The sequence below is a fragment of the Paenibacillus sp. WLX2291 genome (genome assembly GCF_046603665.1).
GTDB lineage: Bacteria > Bacillota > Bacilli > Paenibacillales > Paenibacillaceae > Saccharibacillus.
In genome coordinates this window covers 3389407-3408364 of sequence record NZ_CP176755.1, presented here as the reverse complement: position 1 = coordinate 3408364, position 18958 = coordinate 3389407, and the positions used below count along the sequence as shown (strand labels likewise).

The 18958-nt window shown below is 48.6% G+C and carries 12 protein-coding genes and 1 pseudogene; 12 read left to right on the top strand and 1 reads right to left on the bottom strand.

From position 1 onward, the window contains the following. Positions 1-77: 77 nt before the first annotated feature. From ACDE64_RS14490 to ACDE64_RS14455, 8 genes and pseudogenes are all read left to right on the top strand, one after another. Positions 78-3950 (top strand): dynamin family protein, encoded by a 3873-nt coding sequence (locus tag ACDE64_RS14490; protein ID WP_411347293.1) that lies wholly within the window; start codon positions 78-80, stop codon positions 3948-3950. A gap of 429 nt (positions 3951-4379) precedes the next feature. Then, a pseudogene (locus tag ACDE64_RS14485) lies at positions 4380-6110 on the top strand (ABC transporter ATP-binding protein); the annotation flags it as partial. A 202-nt stretch (positions 6111-6312) separates the two neighbouring features. Next, positions 6313-8163 (top strand): ABC transporter ATP-binding protein, encoded by a 1851-nt coding sequence (locus ACDE64_RS14480; protein ID WP_411346800.1) that lies wholly within the window; start codon positions 6313-6315, stop codon positions 8161-8163. A 792-nt stretch (positions 8164-8955) separates the two neighbouring features. Further along, complete coding sequence (gene purT, locus ACDE64_RS14475; RefSeq protein ID WP_411342847.1) at positions 8956-10143, top strand: phosphoribosylglycinamide formyltransferase 2; 1188 nt, start codon at positions 8956-8958, stop codon at positions 10141-10143. Next, the gene (locus ACDE64_RS14470) at positions 10133-10588 is read left to right on the top strand and encodes a GNAT family N-acetyltransferase (RefSeq protein WP_411347292.1); all 456 of its coding nucleotides are present in this window, start codon (positions 10133-10135) and stop codon (positions 10586-10588) included. The genes purT and ACDE64_RS14470 overlap by 11 nt, the downstream gene beginning before the upstream one ends. Before the next feature lie 285 nt (positions 10589-10873). After that, positions 10874-11416, top strand: coding sequence for a CAP domain-containing protein (locus ACDE64_RS14465; protein ID WP_411347291.1), 543 nt, complete (start codon positions 10874-10876; stop codon positions 11414-11416). Positions 11417-11736: 320 nt separating this feature from the next. Further along, on the top strand, positions 11737-12282 hold the full coding sequence (locus tag ACDE64_RS14460; protein ID WP_411347290.1) for a DUF1450 domain-containing protein: 546 nt from the start codon (positions 11737-11739) through the stop codon (positions 12280-12282). Positions 12283-12471: 189 nt separating this feature from the next. Continuing rightward, positions 12472-14211 carry a glycoside hydrolase family 13 protein gene (locus ACDE64_RS14455; protein ID WP_411347289.1) on the top strand — a complete coding sequence of 580 codons (1740 nt, stop codon included), beginning with the start codon at positions 12472-12474 and terminating at the stop codon, positions 14209-14211. A 121-nt stretch (positions 14212-14332) separates the two neighbouring features. Here the strand turns inward: ACDE64_RS14455 and ACDE64_RS14450 are convergent, their stop codons facing one another. Beyond that, complete coding sequence (locus tag ACDE64_RS14450; protein ID WP_411347288.1) at positions 14333-14755, bottom strand: MerR family transcriptional regulator; 423 nt, start codon at positions 14753-14755, stop codon at positions 14333-14335. A gap of 80 nt (positions 14756-14835) precedes the next feature. Here ACDE64_RS14450 and ACDE64_RS14445 point away from each other — a divergent pair, with 80 nt between their 5' ends. The 4 genes from ACDE64_RS14445 to ACDE64_RS14430 all read left to right on the top strand — a co-directional run bounded on the left by ACDE64_RS14445 (position 14836) and on the right by ACDE64_RS14430 (position 18907). After that, positions 14836-15720: an SDR family oxidoreductase gene (locus tag ACDE64_RS14445; RefSeq protein WP_411347287.1), complete on the top strand. Its 885-nt coding sequence runs from the start codon at positions 14836-14838 to the stop codon at positions 15718-15720. Positions 15721-16011: 291 nt separating this feature from the next. Next, positions 16012-16860: a GDSL-type esterase/lipase family protein gene (locus ACDE64_RS14440; RefSeq protein ID WP_411347286.1), complete on the top strand. Its 849-nt coding sequence runs from the start codon at positions 16012-16014 to the stop codon at positions 16858-16860. A gap of 162 nt (positions 16861-17022) precedes the next feature. Further along, on the top strand, positions 17023-17925 hold the full coding sequence (locus ACDE64_RS14435) for an ABC transporter ATP-binding protein (RefSeq protein WP_411350304.1): 903 nt from the start codon (positions 17023-17025) through the stop codon (positions 17923-17925). Further along, positions 17918-18907 carry an ABC transporter permease gene (locus ACDE64_RS14430; RefSeq protein ID WP_411347285.1) on the top strand — a complete coding sequence of 330 codons (990 nt, stop codon included), beginning with the start codon at positions 17918-17920 and terminating at the stop codon, positions 18905-18907. The genes ACDE64_RS14435 and ACDE64_RS14430 overlap by 8 nt, the downstream gene beginning before the upstream one ends. The last annotated feature ends 51 nt before the right edge of the window (positions 18908-18958 follow it).

Genomic DNA, 18958 nt, shown 5'->3' with positions numbered 1-18958 from the left:
AATAAAATGGCGTCGGGTGAATCTTATCATTTCGGCAGCCGACAAAGACGAGACAGAAAGCACGGAGGGACGTACTGATGCAAGCGATTACAACGGAAAACGAACAATCTTTTGAGCTTGTGCTGGAAAAACTGGAGGGCGAATTGCGTCTTCAGGGCAATCATAATGCTGCTCGCAAAGCGGGTGAGCTGTTGACCAAGTACCGTTCACATGAACTGGTGCTCGCTTTTTGCGGTCATTTTTCGGCGGGGAAATCGAGTCTGATGAACTGGTTATGTGGTCATCAGGTGCTACCAACTAGTCCGGTGCCAACGACAGCGAATATCGCTTCGATCCGTTGCGGCGCTCCGCGTGCGATTGTACACACGCATGATGGCGGTACACTGGATATCAATTTGCAGGAACTGGACGAATATTGCAAAAACGGTGGCGATTATGAAGCAGTCGAGCTGTGGGATGATGTGCCGTTGCTTGGACAACATGGTGTACTGCTGGATACGCCGGGTGTTGATTCTACCGATGATGCGCATGAGGCAGCAACGTATTCGGCGCTGCACCGTGCAGACGTTGTCTTTTATGCAATGGATTATAATCATGTGCAGTCAGAGACGAATCTGTCATTTGCACGCACTTTGTATGAGCGCGGGAAGCCGCTGTATCTGATCGTCAATCAGATTGACAAGCATGAGGACGAGGAATTGCCTTTTGCCGATTATAGCCGTGCAGTGGAGCAGGCATTCGCCCGTCGTGGGATTGAACCGGCAGGTGTGCTGTATGTATCACGAATGGCGCCAGAGCATGAATATGGCAAGCTGGAGCGTCTACGTTCATTGATCGGTGAGTTGCTGGAGGATCATCGTCCGCTCGTGCATTACAGTATATTGCAAGCAGCATGGGAACTGGCAGAGGAACACGGCAAATGGTTGCGTCAGCAGTCAGGAGATCAGGATGTGTCACCGACGGAATCAGAGTATGATCATTCCGAAGATGTGCAAAATCATGATGATATCGTGTCTGGCAATGAGTTTACACCTGATCATGCTGATATGGATGCTTCAGAAGAAGATGAGCAGCAGTCGATAGATGACCTGCCAACCTTGCAACAGAAGCTCATAGTCTTGCAGCAGCAGGAGCAGGACGTGGCTGGTCAATTGACTGCGCTCAAGGATAAATGGGCTTGGGAGATTGGGCGATTGGTGGAGCAAGCGAATCTAACGCCTTCGGAGGTGCGCGATCTGGCACAGTTGTATCTGGAAGGCGAGCGCCCGGGCTTCAAAAAAGGATTGTTCGCTTCCAAGGATAAAACGCTGCAAGAGCGACAACAGCGTACAGAAGCGTTTCTCGAAGCGTTCCGCAAGCAAGTGATTGCCAATCTGGATGTGCATGTACGCGGATTGCTGCGCGGTTGGAGCATGGAGCATGAGCTGTGGAATGAACAGCAGGAGTCAGAGCTGACTGTCTCGCTGCCGCAAATCGGGGAGCAGGATATCGCTACCGGTGCAGGTAAGGATATGCCGGTATCCAGTGAATACGTGCTGAATTATACGCGTGCTCTGCGAGAGCAGACCGCCGCGCGTTACCGCCGGGCAGCACTGGATGCGACTGATACTTTGCTGGATCAGCTTCGTCCTGCCAGTGAGCAGCAATTGGTTGATGTACGGCAGCAAATGCAGCATGTGCAAGCAGCGATCACTGTACGCTCTGCCGAACTGGAGCAAGAGCGCAAGCAGCAGGAACAGGAACAAGCGGTACGCGCATTATTGCCGGAACGCGAGCAAGGCGTGCCATCGTGGTTGCCAGCTGTGTCTGCCTCTACTACGGAAGCAGGGCACTCGAATGATGCTGCGATAAAGGAACAACAGACTGGAACGATTGCTGATGAGCATATTGCTGGAGTGAATCAGACGTCTATAAGCGGCAATGTATCATTGGATGCTACATCAGATATACTTCATCCAGCGAGTGGAGATACTATCGACTCGAATCAGAGCGCTAGCAATGTAACTACAGGTTCTATTTCGAGCGTAGTTGCAGACTCCAGTGCAACGATCAGCAGCTCATCTGACCGGATGCAGCGTTTGCTTGGTAAGGCGGAGCAATTGCGCACGGCTGCTGGCTGGATTCATGATATTCCCGGTCTGGCTTCGCAGGCAGCTGAATTGCGCCGCCGAGCAGAAGTAATGGAAAATGGAAAGTTCACATTAGCATTGTTCGGCGCGTTCAGTGCGGGCAAGTCGTCTTTTGCCAATGCGTTATTGGGCGGTTCGGTGCTACCGGTATCGCCACATCCGATGACGGCGGCGATTACGCAGATTATGTCTTCAGATGAACAGCATCACCATGCAACAGCAGTCATTCATATGAAGTCTGCGCAGGAATTGCAGGAAGACATTAGCGGAGCGTTGCGACTGCTCGGTTTACCAGATCGTTCCTTGGAGCAAGATTGGAGTCGCGGCGTATCGGGATTGAATCCGGCACGGATTCATCCATCAGCACGCGCACATTATAACTTTGTACTGGCAGCTGCCGCAGGCTGGGAAAAGGCACGATACGAGCTGGGGCAGGCGTTAACGGTTGATATGCAGCAATTCCGTGGCTATGTATCTGATGAGCAGCAATCATGCTTTGTACGCCGGGTTGATCTGTATTACGATTGCCCGCTAACGCTGCAAGGCATGGTGCTGGTCGATACGCCGGGAGCGGATTCGGTCAATGCGCGCCATACAGGTGTTACGTTTGAGTATATGAAATCGGCGGACGCGCTCGTATTTGTGACGTATTACAATCATGCGTTTACTGCTGGTGATCGTCAGCTGTTAGAGCAACTTGGACGGGTCAAAGGTAGTCTGGCGCTGGATAATATGTTTTTCATCGTTAATGCATCCGATTTGGCTTCGTCAGAAGAAGAGAAGCAGCAGGTTGTAGGGCGGATTCAGCAGGAGCTGAATGGTGCTGGTATTCGTGAGCCGCATATTTATTCGCTGTCTAGTCGCCGTGCGCTACATGGGCAGGATGAAGGCTTCCATGCCTTTCACAGTCACTTTATGTCCTTTGCCGATGAGACGCTGGCAGGGCTAGCAGTACATGCGGCAGATGAGGAGCTGCATCGTATTCACGAGGTAATCATCTCTTGGCAGGAGGCAGCACAGCGCGGCGAAGCATATCGTGCCGAGCGTCGTCAGCAGCTCATTATCGAGCAAGCGGAAGCGAATCGTACAATCTCTGCTATCGCTGAAGCCGAGCCGGATCGACGCATTCAGGAAGAAAGTGCCGAGCTGCTGTTCCATGTGCGTCAGCGTTTGAAGCTGAAGACGCTGGAATGGATTCCAGAAATCTTCAACCCGGCACAGCTTAATCAGGAATCTGCTGATTTGAAAGCCGACTTTGCCGCTTGTGGACGTGAATTGCAGCGCCGTCTTGGTATTGAGCTGGAGCAGGAAGTGCTGGCTACTACGCTACGGATGGAAAAAGCAGCACGTCGTCTGATCGCTGACCGTATGCAGACGTATGGACGTGAAGCGGAGAAACAGGCACCGGGCTTGCGTTTGTCACCCTTTGAGCCGACCGATTGGCAGACACCGGAATTGCCGCCACTCCTCGCAGGGGAGACGCTTAACTGGAAATCGTTCTGGCCGCTATTCCGAAATCCTCGTCATTTCTTCGAGCAGGGTGGACGGGATAAAGTGCGCAATCAGCTCAGCTCGGAGTTAGATCAATTGATCGGCACACTGCTCGATGGACAACGTGATCGTCTGGCTGCTTATTATATTGATGGTCTGGGTGGACGACTGCATCAGACGGCAGAGGAATTACAACGTCAAATCTCCGAATGGGCGGAAGGAACAGAAGCATCGTTGCAAATGGCGGATGGACCGGAACGCTGGCAGCAGTTGGCAACACGTTTGGAGCAATTACATGTTTCTCCAAGTCAACCGACAATAGAACGTTAAGCCGTAATACAATCAGTTTTAAAAAGAAACTTGTACACATAGTAATCACCATATAATGATAGAAGGTTGTTTCCCGAAGCGGAAATAACCTTCTTTTTTCATATATAAATAAGTTCCATATTATTATACGATTAGGATTTATTTTAGCGAGATAAAATAACTTAAAAACGTTATTTAAAATTGAGATTATAACGCTTTTACTTTGCATTTTCGTCATAAAGTTTACAAAAATCGACACCGTCGCTTAAATGGCTGGTATTGCGAGAATTTGGCATGATTTCATTAGAATTGACCTATTACATATTGATTATGGGACAAGGCTGGTAGCAAGGGCTGTAAACCGTCCTGTATCGTCTTTGCGGCAGCAGTTACGCGGTGGTAAGCTTCATTATGCTAAATAACCTGACAGGTGATTAAAGGAGGCTCAACATGGACGTTCTCAGGCAACTGCAAGCTTTTTATAAGGAAAAAAAGAGCTATTTGTATCTTTCCATTTTCTGTCTTGCAACCGCTACCGCTCTCGGACTGGTGTACCCAAATCTGCTCAGATACCTGATTGACGATATTATCAGGCTCAGGCGATTTGATCAGGTGCCTATGCTGGTCATCGCTCTATTTGTCGTCACATTGTTGAAGGCATTCATGCAATTCATGCACGGATTTTTTGGAGGTCGGCTGGGTAATTACCTCGCGTATCGACTACGTAACGCCTGCTACGAAAAGCTTCAATTTCTGTCCTTCCGTTATTATGATACCGCCAAGACGGGCGATCTGATGTCGCGGCTGACTGGTGATCTGGAGGCGATTCGCAACTTTATCGGCTTCGGCTTTGCTCAGTTATTGAACGTGTTTCTGATGGTCATCTTCGGCTCGGCAGTCATGTTCTCGCTCAACTGGCAATTAACGCTAGTAACACTCATTTCCATTCCATTTCTGGTATATGTCGCACTGCGATTTGAATCGCGCATTCATCCGGCATTTCAGGAGATGCGACTGGCACTTAGTTCACTCACCACAGCCGTACAGGAAAATATCACAGGCGTACGTACAGTCAAAGCATTTGCTCGCGAACCGCATGAGGTGGACAAATTCTCGCTGCGCAACGAACGGTATCGTACGAATCAGGTGTTTACATCTACTTTGTGGAGTCGGTATTTTCCGGTGATGGAGCTGTTGGCTTCGGTATGTATCGTTATTTTGCTCGGCTTCGGTGGAACACTCGTGATTAACGGTGCGATGACGCTGGGGGAACTGGTCGCCTTTTTCACCTTGATCTGGTACATTATCGGACCGATGTGGGGGCTTGGCTTCCATATTAACAACTACACGCAGTCCAAGGCATCGACTGAACGGATACTGGAAATTCTGAATCAGCATGTGGAAGTAAGCGACACGGAGAGCGCCAAGCCGCTGCAACCGAGCGATATGAAAGGGCATGTGCAGTTTGATCATGTTACGTTCGCTTACGGCAACAAAATGGCAGCGGTGGTTGACATCAATCTGGATGCGCCGCCGGGATCGGTCATTGGTCTGCTCGGTGGAACAGGCTCTGGTAAATCGACGATTATTCAGTTGCTGATGAGAGCGTACAATGTGAATGACGGACGTATTCTAATCGACGGCATTGAGATTGGTAATATTCGCATTGAAGATTTGCGGGCCAGTATATCGTCTGTGTTTCAGGAGACCTTTCTATTCTCATCTACGATTAAGAACAATATCGCTTACGGCATTAATGAAGTGAGCATGGATGAAGTCATTCGAGTTGCCAAACTTGCCAAAGCACATGATTTTATTATGGAAATGCCGAATGGCTACGATACGATTGTTGGCGAACGTGGGCTTGGCTTGTCCGGTGGACAAAAGCAACGGCTCGCTATTGCCCGTGCATTATTGAAAAATCCGCGTATTCTCATTCTCGATGATGCCACGAGTGCAGTAGATATGGAGACCGAGCACGAGATTCAGTCCGGTTTTCAGGAGGTCATGAGAGGGCGCACTACTTTTATTATCGCGCACCGAATCTCATCGCTGCGCCATGCGGATGAAATTCTCGTCTTGCAAGAAGGACGCGTCATCCAGCGTGGTAAGCATGAGGAACTGATTGCAGTGGAAGGGTTGTATCAGGATACGTATAGCGTGCAGTACGCCGATCATATCCAGCGTATGCAGGAGCAGGCGAATGTGAGCAATGCAACATTGCAGCAATCCACTGTCGATGCTGTACAGCGAGAACGTCATAACCAACACAATCAGGACGACACCTCTGCCGCATCGACCGCAGACGAAGAGTCGGTATGGGAAAATAACAATCAGCCGCCGACAGATAGAGAGCAGGTGAGACCACATGAGTAATCCGTCCATGAACAATACGTCAATCGATAATCGACAAAAAGTGAACGATACCTCTTCTGTACGGGTAGAAGACCGGTTCGTATATCAGGATGATGAGCTGATCGACAAGGCATTTAACTGGAAACAATTCAGCCGCCTGTTTGCTTATATGAAGCCATATGCTCGCCAAATCTTGCCGTTTATTCTACTCATGATGGTACTTGGCACGATTACCAAGCTCTCGGTTCCGCTCATTACCGGAGCAGCGATTGACCGGGCGATTCAGCCAGCAGATGGTCAGCCAAGTCTTGGACTACTGTACGGATTGACTGCGCTCGCGCTTGGACTGTATTTGATTCAGTGGGTTGCCAACGCCTACCGGATAAAATACACGAATATTATCGGTCAGCGCGTCATCTATGATCTGCGCAACGACCTATTCACGCACATTCAACGGCTGTCCTTTTCCTTTTTCGATAAACGACCTGCTGGTTCTGTGCTCGTTCGAGTCACCAATGATGTGAACTCGCTACAGGATCTGTTCACGAACGGTGCGGTTAACGTCATGATCGACTGCGTACAGCTGGTCGGTATCGTCGTCATTCTGATGCTGATCAACTGGAAGCTTGGACTAGCCGTTATTTTGACCGTGCCGATCATGTTCTTTGTGTCTACGAAGCTACGCAAAGTGATCCGTCGTTCGTGGCAGGAAGTGCGGATGAAGAATTCCCGTATTAACTCTCACCTGAACGAATCCATTCAGGGCATTCGCGTTACGCAAGCATACACGCAGGAAAAGCAAAATATGAAATACTTTGACAACATGAACATGTCCAGCAAGCAGTCTTGGGACAAAGCGTCTGCCTTGAACCAGACCTTCGGACCGTTAATCGAAGTTACCGGTGGACTCGGCTCCATGATCCTGTTCGGCTTTGGTGCTACGCTAATCGCCAGCGGCGAGATTGAGATCGGTATTCTCGTTGCCTTTGCCAATTATGTGAGCAATTTCTGGGACCCGATCAACCGTCTTGGTAATATGTACAACCAACTGCTAGTAGCGATGGCATCATCGGAACGTATTTTCGAATTTATGGATGAAAAGCCATCCGTCGCTGACAAACCGGATGCAAAGCCATTGCCGCGTATTCGTGGCGATATCATGTTTGAGCAAGTCGTGTTCGAATACGAACCTGGTCGTCAAGCGCTGAAAGGCATTGATCTGAACGTACAAGCCGGACAATCGATCGCACTCGTCGGTCATACCGGCTCTGGCAAATCGACGATCATCAATCTGATCAGCCGCTTCTATGACATCAAAAGCGGCAAAATCACCATCGACGGATACGATATTCGCGACGTCACACTGGAAAGCTTGCGCAGCCAGATCAGCATCGTGCTGCAAGACACCTTCATCTTCTCCGGCACGATCCGCGACAATATTCGGTTCGGTCGCCTGAATGCCACCGATGAAGAAGTCGAAGCCGCCGCACAAGCCGTTCATGCGCACGCCTTTATCGAAAAGCTACCAAAAGGCTATGATACCGAAGTCGAGGAACGCGGCAACGTCCTGTCCATGGGGCAACGCCAACTGCTATCCTTCGCCCGTGCGCTGCTGGCAGACCCACGCATCCTCATCTTAGATGAAGCCACCGCCAGTATCGATACCGAAACCGAACTACGCATCCAAGAAGCCCTAAAAGTCCTGCTCCAAGACCGAACATCCTTCATCGTCGCGCACCGCCTATCCACAATCCGCCACGCCGACCACATCGTCGTACTGGATCACGGCGAGATCAAAGAAGAAGGAAGCCACACCGAACTCATCCAACACCAAGGCGTCTACAACGGCCTAATCGAAGCCCAATTCCGTTTTCTATAATAGCTTGTCCAAGCAATATGTAATCTGATCTGAAATAGTCATTTACACTATCTACACAAAAACAAGCGTACCCATTCCGTCCCATCTAACCTATAACACTTATAACTATCCTACCCACTAGCCACTATATTGTTAGCACCCGGTTCATCCGGGCGAGCTAACAATATAGTGGCTTTGCTTTGCCAATACATAAGACCCAAACACACAATATCTTCCAAAACCCTCACTGCCGTGCAACCAATGATCAAACAATCCAACATGCAAAGTCATCCGCCTATGCTGGATCAAACGACTGATGTCAATCATTGAACAACTGACACTAGAGCATCATAGTAAACTCTTACCGCTAAATCTTTCCCTACTACTTTCTCCACGGATAGGGGATTGATGCCATGTGCACGGAACGAAGGAAAGGAAATAAGGGGAAAAGGCGACCTTGGAGAGGTGAGAATCTACAAGTACTCCCACTCCGTAGATTCTCACCTCTCCACCGGAGCCGTTCCCCTTATTCCTTTCCGGAGTGCATGTTGCACAACCAAGCACCATCCCCCCATCCGCAACTTATGACAAATTTCGCAAATGTAACCGTTATCAACTAAAGAAATTCGATTTTTGTCAAAAAATTTAAAGTTTTTGGGTTGCAATCTAACTTGGAAGGTAAGAGAATAAGAGTGTCAACATATTGTAAAGTTTATAAATCTTTTCGTCGGAAATTTTACAATGTGTTCGTCGACAGGAGAAAAGCACAATCTGTAGCAGTGTAAAAAACGAAGCAAGGGAGTGCTGTTTATCATGTGGGGGGCACCAAATTCTCGCCATGCCAAAAAGATTCTGATGCTTGGTAGTGGAGAACTTGGCAAGGAAGTTGTTATCGAAGCACAGCGGCTCGGGGTGGAATGTATCGCCGTCGACCGCTATCCGGAAGCACCGGCTATGCAGGTGGCGCATCGTTCTCATGTCATTGACATGCTGGACGGGCAAGAACTGCGCCGGGTGATCGAATTGGAGCAACCGGATTGGATCGTACCCGAAATTGAAGCTATTGCCACAGACGTACTGGTAGAACTGGAGCAGGAAGGCTATCATGTGATTCCTACCGCGACTGCCGCCAGATTGACCATGGATCGTGAGGGGATACGCCGTCTGGCATCCGAGACATTGGGATTGCCTACTGCTGCGTACCGGTTTGCGGATAATCTGGAGCAACTGCAAGAAGCCGTTGCCGTACTGGGCACACCCTGCGTGGTGAAGCCATTGATGAGTTCCTCTGGCAAAGGGCAGAGCGTCTGCCGTACACCGGAAGATGCAGAATCCTGCTGGAATATTGCGCTGGAGGGCGCCCGCGGCAAGTCGGTGCGGGTCATCGTCGAGGCTTTCGTCCATTTTGAAAGTGAAATTACACTGCTGACGGTGCGTTCAGCATCTGGCACGTTGTTCTGTCCACCAATTGGACACATTCAGCGTGACGGCGATTATGTGGAATCTTGGCAGCCGCATCACATGACTGCGGAACAGCTGGAGCAGGCACAGCATATTGCCGGCACCATTACCGAACATCTGGGTGGGTACGGACTGTTCGGGGTAGAGCTGTTTTTGTCCAAAGAGGGCGTGATTTTTAGCGAAGTTTCGCCGCGTCCGCATGATACCGGTATGGTCACGATGGTAACACAGGATCTGTCCGAATTTGCGCTGCATGTTAGAGCGATTCTGGGCTTTGAGATTCCGGGTGTTCATCTGCTGACACCGGGCGCATCGGCAACACTGAAAGCAACACAGGCATCAACCGATTACGTTGTTGGCGGACTGGAAGAGGCACTGAAGCTGCCGCGCACGCAGGTCCGAGTATTCGGCAAACCGGACACCAAGCCGGGACGCCGAATGGCGGTAGCGCTCAGTGCTGACGAAAGTGTGGAAATCGCGCGGAAGCGCGCCGTGCAGGCGGCGGCTCTGCTAAAAGAGGAGTATGTACATGTCGACTAATGTTTTATTGCCAGTTGCAAAGGTCCGTAAGTTTGAAAGTAAAGATGTTCAGGCGCTCACTTCGTTGATGCGCGAACTTCGTTACCCGATGACAGAAAGTGTACTGCGCGACCGGATGGAAGCGTTGGAAGGCAGATCCCAGTTTTTGACGCTGGTAGCGGAACGGGATGATCAAGTGGTGGGCATGATCGCTCTGTATCGCAAAACGTCATATGATACAGGACAACAAACGTCGCAGATCACAGGTCTGGTGATTGCAGAATCTCATCGCGGACGCGGAATTGGACGCGAGCTGATTACGGCGGCGGAACAGCAAGCGCGTGAATCGGGCGATCGCTCGATGTTCGTTACTGGTATGAACCGTGACGAGCGCTTGTCATCTTGCTCGTTTTATCAGCATATGGGCTATGAGAAGATTGGCTGCAATTTTATCAAATCCCTGTAAATAGGATTGTACAGGAACAAAAGGCGGTTTCCCGATGCAAGGGAAATCGCCTTTTTTGTGCGGACAGGGAATGATAGCAGCGACCCGGGAGAATATACTCTTTACAAAATTGTAACTATTTCTACATAACCAGTCAGGGAAAATGTGGTTACTGACTAAATAAGTCATTGTTCATACCAGAATGGGACCATCTTCCTCTACATTTGATAACGTTCTCACGCCGATGATAAAATACAGGGCGCAATCGAAAATAATCCCTTTGCGCACAGGAGGAGTGTACCCATTATGGTATCCATGAAGCTTATAATGAAACGTATGATGATGACAACAACTGCTGCTGCCGTCTTCGCAGGCACAGCCGCTTTCGCTATTCAGCCTTCCGCGAATGCCGCAGCAACGACTGCGATTTCCAATACGCAATTGTCGACTGTTCAAGTCGCATCTGTGGACAGTGTCAATGATGCAGCAATTCTCAAAGTGATCAAGCTGGTGAACCAGCAGCGCGTTCAAGCCGGTTTGAAACCGCTCAGCGTGAATGCCAATCTGCAAAAAGTAGCTCAAGTCAAAGCAAACGATATGGCGCAAAACGGTTATTTCGATCATACCTCGCCAACGTATGGAACTCCATTCAAAATGATGAAAACGTACGGCATCACCTATACGTATGCTGGTGAGAATATTGCCAAAGGTCAATCGTCTGCCGCTGAAGTGATGAGCGATTGGATGAATAGCCCCGGGCATAAAGCTAACATTTTGAACAAAAACTTTACCCAGATCGGTGTCGGTCTCAAAAATGGTGTCTGGGTGCAGGAGTTTATCCGTAAGTAACTGTCTGCTTACAAACCAATGATCTCACCTCATTGCACATAGGATGTATGCATACGCAGTATGTATTTGTACATCGTTGCAATCAGATTCAGATGCAATGGAATATACGATATACACAGGTTCAACTACGAATAGCAGTTATGATACATCACAGACTGCAAGCACGTCGTCAGCAGGGCGCAATTCGTATCTTATGATATAGATTGCGCCCTGCTTATTGGTATTACTCTGTTGGATTTGCTTGACATTGTATGCGTCGCTCCCTAACATGAAGATACATTTCCACATGTATACCATATGCCCGATGGGGGAGCATACTTATGAAACCAATCCAATATTGTCCCAAAAACGACAAGCTCGGCACCAGACAGGTCCATGCCGATATTGCCCGTGATTTTCCAGATGTCAAGCAGCAACGTAAAGGCTGCTTGAAAGAATGCAAAATCTGCCGCCGCCAGCCTTTTGTTAAGGTCGGCAAAAAGCTGATCTGCGCCGATACACCGGAGCAGCTGTACGAGCAGCTAACCCTGCTCATTCGCAAACAGGATGATAAACCGAAAAAAGTAAAATCATCCGATCTACCTAAAAAGAGTACCAAAATGAAATCGAAAAAACACCAAGATGATTCACAACCATCTGCCAAATCATCAGATAAAAAGAATGCCAAAACTACGAAAAAAATGAAAAAGCGCAAAAAGCAACTGGAAGCTGTTCAAACCGCAGACGAGAAGTCACAGTCTAAGAATAAAGGCAAAAAGGTAAAACAAAAGAAGAAAGAAAAGCAAAAGAACAAAGAAAAGAACAAAGAAAAGAACAAAGAAAAGAACGTAATTAAAGACGAAAAGCGCAAGAAGATCGCTGGATAGCTTTTAAAACAAGTATTGGATCATCTTCATCATACTATGATCGAAGCTCATCACACCTAAGCGTGCGGTGAGCTTTTTGTTTGCAATTTCATTCTCTATCGCTTCATTCTCATTGTTCTGCTTCATGCTCTTGCCGTTGGGGAAATAAAGGAAGAAAGCGAAGTTCCAACTAGAAAGGGTGGATTGGCATTGAATAAAACATGGTGGAAAGAAAGTGTTGTGTACCAGATTTACCCACGTAGCTTTATGGATAGCAATGGCGACGGGATTGGGGATATTCCGGGGATGATTAGTAAGCTTGACTATTTGCATCAGCTCGGTGTTCATGTGATCTGGCTCTGTCCTGTGTATCAATCGCCGAATGACGATAATGGTTACGATATTAGCAATTATCAGGACATTATGGATGAATTCGGCACGATGGCAGACTGGGAACAATTGCTGGAAGGATTGCATCAGCGGGGCATGAAGCTAATTATGGATCTGGTTGTTAATCACAGTTCAGATGAGCACGCATGGTTCGCGGAATCGCGCCAATCCCAAGGCAATCACTATCGAGATTACTACATATGGCGACCGGGCAAGGATGGACGTGAGCCGAACGATTGGGCGTCCTTTTTCAGCGGATCGGCATGGAAGCACGATGAAGTCACCGATGAATACTATTTGCATCTATTTTCAGAAAAGCAACCGGATCTGAACTGGGAAAATCCAACTGTACGCGAGGAAGTGTACAAGATGATGACATGGTGGCTCGACAAAGGCATCGACGGCTTCCGCATGGATGTTATCAATCTAATCTCCAAAGATCCACGATTGCCGAATGCACGCGACGGTATTCCAGAGATGGGAACCGGCGAACCGGATGGACCTTCCCGGTATCATTTTGGCGGACAGCATTTTGTGAACGGACCGCGGGTGCATGAATATTTGCAGGAGATGAACGAGAAAGTGCTGTCCCGATACGACATTATGACGGTAGGCGAAGCGGTCAATGTGACCCCGCAGGATGGTGCATTGTATGTACAGGAAGATCGGCATGAGCTGAATATGGTATTCCATTTTGAATTGATGCGGGTAGATGCAGGTCCGGGTGGCAAATGGGATTTGCGTCCATGGCGACTGAGCGAGATCAAGAGTATCATTACACAATGGCAGACGCTGCTGCATAACAAAGGCTGGAACAGCAACTATTTGAACAATCACGATCAGGCACGCATGGTATCGCGCTTTGGCAATGATACAACGTATCGCAAGCCGTCTGCCAAGATGCTCGGTACGCTGCTCCATACGCTACAGGGCACACCGTACATTTATCAAGGCGAAGAGATCGGCATGACGAATGTGAAGCTGCCTTCGATTGATGATTATCAAGATATTGAGACCTTGAATATGTATAAGGAATATAGCGCCGCCGGAGTCGATCACCAGCAGATTATGGAATCGATTTATGTGAAAAGTCGCGATAATGCCCGTACGCCGATGCAATGGGACGATTCGGAGCATGCTGGTTTTACAACAGGTACACCATGGCTGGCGATCAATCCGAATCATCACGATATTCATGTAAAAGAGGCGCTCGCTGATCCTGATTCGATTTTCCATTATTATCGGCGGTTGATCGAATTACGCGGGCAGAATGATATTATCGTGTACGGCGATTATCGCGTATTGCAGCCGGACGATGAGCAATTGTTTGCTTATATCAGATCATATGAGCAGCAGCAATTACTCGTTGTGCTGAATTTTACGGATCAGCCGCAATCCTTCCAGCTGGATGAAGACGTGACATATAACCAGCCGGAGCTATTGATCAGCAACTATGGCGGCGATCATGGACGTGAGCTTGCAGAAGCATCTAGAGAACATGATCTTCATTCCTTACAGCTGGAACCGTATGAAGCAAGAGTATATCTGTGGCAAATGTAATCAGATGGGCAACGTACATGAGTATAGCATGCTATATATGAGTGCAGCAGTATGTGAACGCAGCATACTATACAAATGAATCATACTGTCTAGTTTGTAGCGTTTAGTTGCTCCATAACGATTAGCGAGCAGATGAGGAAGACGGTTGTTGCTGTTCTTTCCTTTCTAGATTTTTGAAAAATTCAATTTTGCCATCGACCTTTTCCAGTGTGTCTTGCAGTTCTGCCATTTGCTCCACGACCTTGATCCGGTATGCCTCCATAAATTCGCGGCGGGCAGTGGCGGAACCAGGGACGTTTTTGGGCATAGAATGGAATTCCTGCATTTCTTTGATCGGCAATCCCATATCGCGAAAATAACGGATGACTTGAAACCATTTGATATCGGATTCACTGTATTGACGATAGCCGTTGTCATCCCGCTGGACACCTTGAATAAGTCCCAGTTGTTCATAATAACGGAGCGTATGCACACTCAGACCAGTTTCGGCAGCGACTTCTTTGCTTGAAAATGTAGTTTTCATACTTTTTATTATAAATGCCAAATCTCCCTATTGCTATAGAGTAAACTCTATACTTTATGATGTGTTTGTAAACATTCAGATCACTCAGGGAGGGCTTCAATATGAACATATTCGTAACAGGCGCAACTGGATTTGTCGGCACAGCAGTTATACAGGAGCTATTGCAAGCAGGTCATCATGTCACTGGATTGGCACGTTCAGATGCGGCAGAGCAGAAGCTTAAGGATGCAGGGGTAAACGTACATCGCGGTTCTTTGGAGGATACCGATACTTTGCGGCAGGCTGCGCGGGCAGCAGATGGGATTATTCATCTCGGCTTTATTCATGACTTCTCCAATTTTACAGCGTCTGCTGAGATTGATCGTCAGGCAATTCTCGCGATGGGTAGCGAGCTGGAAGGTACGGATAAACGCATCCTTTCCACATCGGGCACATTGATGTTAACATCAGGCAAACTAGGCACCGAAGAAGATCGTTCTTCCCAGCATTCCACGCGTCATTCTGAAGCAGCAGCTGAGGAGTTGTTCCAGCGTGGTGTTCATTCCTCCATTGTACGTCTGGCGCCGACTGTCCATGGCAAAGATGATTTTGGCTTCATTTACACACTTATACAGCTTGCACGCGAAAAAGGCTTTTCCGCTTACGTGGGCGATGGCAGTAATCGCTGGTCGGCAGTGCATCGTCTAGATGTAGCAGTGCTGTTCCGCAAAGCGATTGAGCAGGCAGCAGGTGGTTCTACCTTTCATGGAGTTGGCGAAAGCAGTATTCCTTTTAAAACGATTGCCGACGTGATTGGTCGTCATCTGAATGTGCCGGTGAGAAGTATTACGGCTGAACAAGCGCCAGAGCATTTTGGTTGGATCAATTTTGCGGCATCGGCGGATACCCCGATCTCCAGTGAGCTGACGCAGCAACGGCTAGATTGGAAACCGGTACATCAAGGATTGATGGAAGATTTGGAAGAAGGGCACTATTTTGATCGCTGAGTGACGATAGAAGCTTGTAGATAGCGGTTTACGAATGCTAGATATATTTTTGCAATGTTGTTCCCTACACTGATATCGACATGCTTTCTCCGGGTAAAAGATAACGGCAGGCTGTATCGCCACTTTTACGATGGGGAAAGCATGTTTGTCGTATCTAAAAGATAGTGTCTGCATATTTGGAAGTTACCCGTATCCTTGTATATAATGAAGAAGACACAATGTTGCGTATGCAACCATTACAGACTGTCGTGTACATCTTATCTTTTCAAATGACTAGCTGGAGGTTCGTCTATGAAGCCCAATTCTTCATCTGCATCCATCTGGAGGATTACGAGCATTGCCTCCATTGTTGCCACCTTGCTGTTGATCGGCGGCTTTGTGTATGCCATCAATGATGTGATCAATCCGGTCGGCAGTACGTATACATCTGGCAGCAGCGGACAAGATAATACCGCTGGCTCGTCCGCAACCGATACGACTCAGACCACTGTGCCGTCATTGGCAAAAGGCGTGCGTATCGTAGCGCTGGGCGATTCACTGGCAAAAGGCACCGGTGATGACGCCGGTAGTGGCTTTGTCCGCCGCACGGTTAGTTTATTGCAGCAGCAAGGCACTGACGCCAAGCTGGTTGCGAATCTTGGCATCAACGGTCAGAAAACGACTGCTATTTTGTCCTCGCTGGATCAAGCGGGTGTACAGCATACACTCAAGCAGGCGAATCTGATCATGTTATCAATCGGCGCCAATGATCTGTTTAATGGCGGTGAAGCGCTTGGCAATCTGGAGCAGGAAGCACCCAGTGCCACACAGCTACTGAAGGCAGAGCCAGAAACGGCAGTCCGTTTGCAGAAAATTCTTACGAAAATCGCGGAGATCAATCCCGATGCGCAGATTCTATACCTTGGATTGTACAATCCATTTGGCGATCTGAAGGAGCTGCGCGTGCCTGCGAATGAAGCGGTCACGGCTTGGAACACATCCGTGATGGGCATGATAAATGAACAGCAGCATATGATGCTGATTCCGACCTTTGACTTGTTCCAGAACAACCTGTCGCGCTATCTGTCATCCGACCATTTTCATCCGAACGGAGACGGATATGAGCAGATTGCGACCCGGATTGTGCAAAGTCTGCAATAGTATTTACATCCCCATTTGCGTCATAGGAAGGAGCCGTATCGCATGAACAACCCCGGATTGAATCTCCCTATCAGTCAATCGCATATCGCTACATCTACGTTGCCACAGGAACACGAAATCGTCCTGTCGGCTGAACATGTTAAGAAGAAAATCGGCAAACGCATGATCATCAAGGACGTGACCTTTAACGTGCGCGCAGGTGAAATCTTCGGTTTCCTCGGACCGAATGGAGCCGGTAAGACAACGACCATCCGTATGCTTGTCAATCTGATCCGTCCAACGGAAGGCAAGATTACGATCTGCGGCTACGATGTCACCCGCGAACCGGAAAAAGCGCTTGCTTATGTCGGCTCTATCGTTGAGAACCCGGAAATGTATCCATATCTGACGGGCTGGGAAAATTTACAGCATTTCGCCCGCATGCAGCCCGGTGTGGATGAAGAGCGTATTATGGAAGTTACGCGAATTGTACGTCTGAATGAGCGTATCCACGATAAAGTGAGCAAATACTCGCTTGGTATGCGCCAGCGGCTCGGCATCGCGCAAGCATTGCTTGGACGCCCGCGACTGCTTATTTTAGATGAGCCAACCAACGGTCTTGATCCGAAAGGGATTCGGGATATGCGTCTGTTTATTCGTGAATTGGCTGCACAGGGAATGGCAGTGTTCGTTTCCAGTCATTTGTTGAGCGAGATTCAGTTGCTCTGTGATCGTGTCGCCATCGTTGGCAGCGGTCGTGTAATCGCGGTTGGTAGTGTAAGCGAACTGGTGGAGGATAAGGAGCATCTTGTCATCTGGGAATTGGAACCCGTGGAGCAGGGAACTGCATTGCTGCAATCTTTGCCTGATATTACCGTACTTGATCTGAGCGAAGCGCACTTGGATAATGATACTGCCGCTTCACTTACAACCGGCAGCATCATTACTCGTACCCCGGAAGAGCGTATTGCGACGACCATTCAAGCTTTGGTACAAGCCGGTATTGCCGTGAACAATGTACGCAAACTAAATCCTACCCTGGAGCAGCTGTTCCTCGGCATAACGGAAGGTGAGACGATTGAATAGCATCTGGCCGCTCGTACAGAACGAAACGATCAAGATTATCAAGAAAAAGAGATTCTATGTCGTGCTGCTAGTGCTGCTAGTACTTGTGCCGATGTTCACCTACGCCTCCATGCGCGAAGCTCAGGAAAATCGTCAGAAATTTGGTGATGATTGGCGTACTGAGCTGCAACAGGCAATTACCGACAATCAGAACTCGCTCGGCAGCGACCGTGTACCAGAGGAATGGAAAAAGTACCGCCGGATCTTCATCCAGCAGATGCAATATTATTTGCAAAATGACGTAAATCCGAATGAACCGGGCGGTGTTACGTTCACCCGTGAGTTTCTGGACAATTCCAGCAGTTTGTTTATCCCGTTATTGATTATGACGATTGCTTCAGATCTTGTATCTGGCGAACGGACTGGCGGTACGATCAAGATGTTGCTGACGAGACCGGTGCGCAGGTGGAAAATCCTGCTCAGTAAGATCATTACGCTCGTCATGTTCGTATCGCTGATTGTCATATCTACCTTTATTATCTGTTACGGTATATCCGGGCTGGTATTTGGGTATTCGGGGTTTAAGATACCGGTGTTTACCGGATTTCAGCCGAGCGATACCGGAGTCAATATGGATACGGTGCATGCGATTGACCAGTGGCAATTCATTCTAATGCAGCTGGGATTGATCTGGTTCGTCGGTCTAACCGTCGGCTTGCTGGCATTTATGGTGTCTGTGCTGGTGCGCAGCACTGCCGCCAGTATCGTCATTATGATGGCAGCACTTATTGCCGGGACGATCTTAACGAACATGGCGGCATCATGGAGTAGTGCGAAGTATTTGTTTATGGTCAATCTTGGATTGACTGATTATCTATCCGGTAGCCCTGCTCCGATTGAAGGCATGACCTTGCCATTCTCGCTCGCTGTGCTTGGGACATGGGCAGCCGTTTCGCTCATCGTTTCCTTTGCTGTCTTCACGAAGCGTGATGTGCTGAATTAGTATTGATCGATCATCATAATGCCTGTCTGTCGACAACAATTGCGTGTCGGT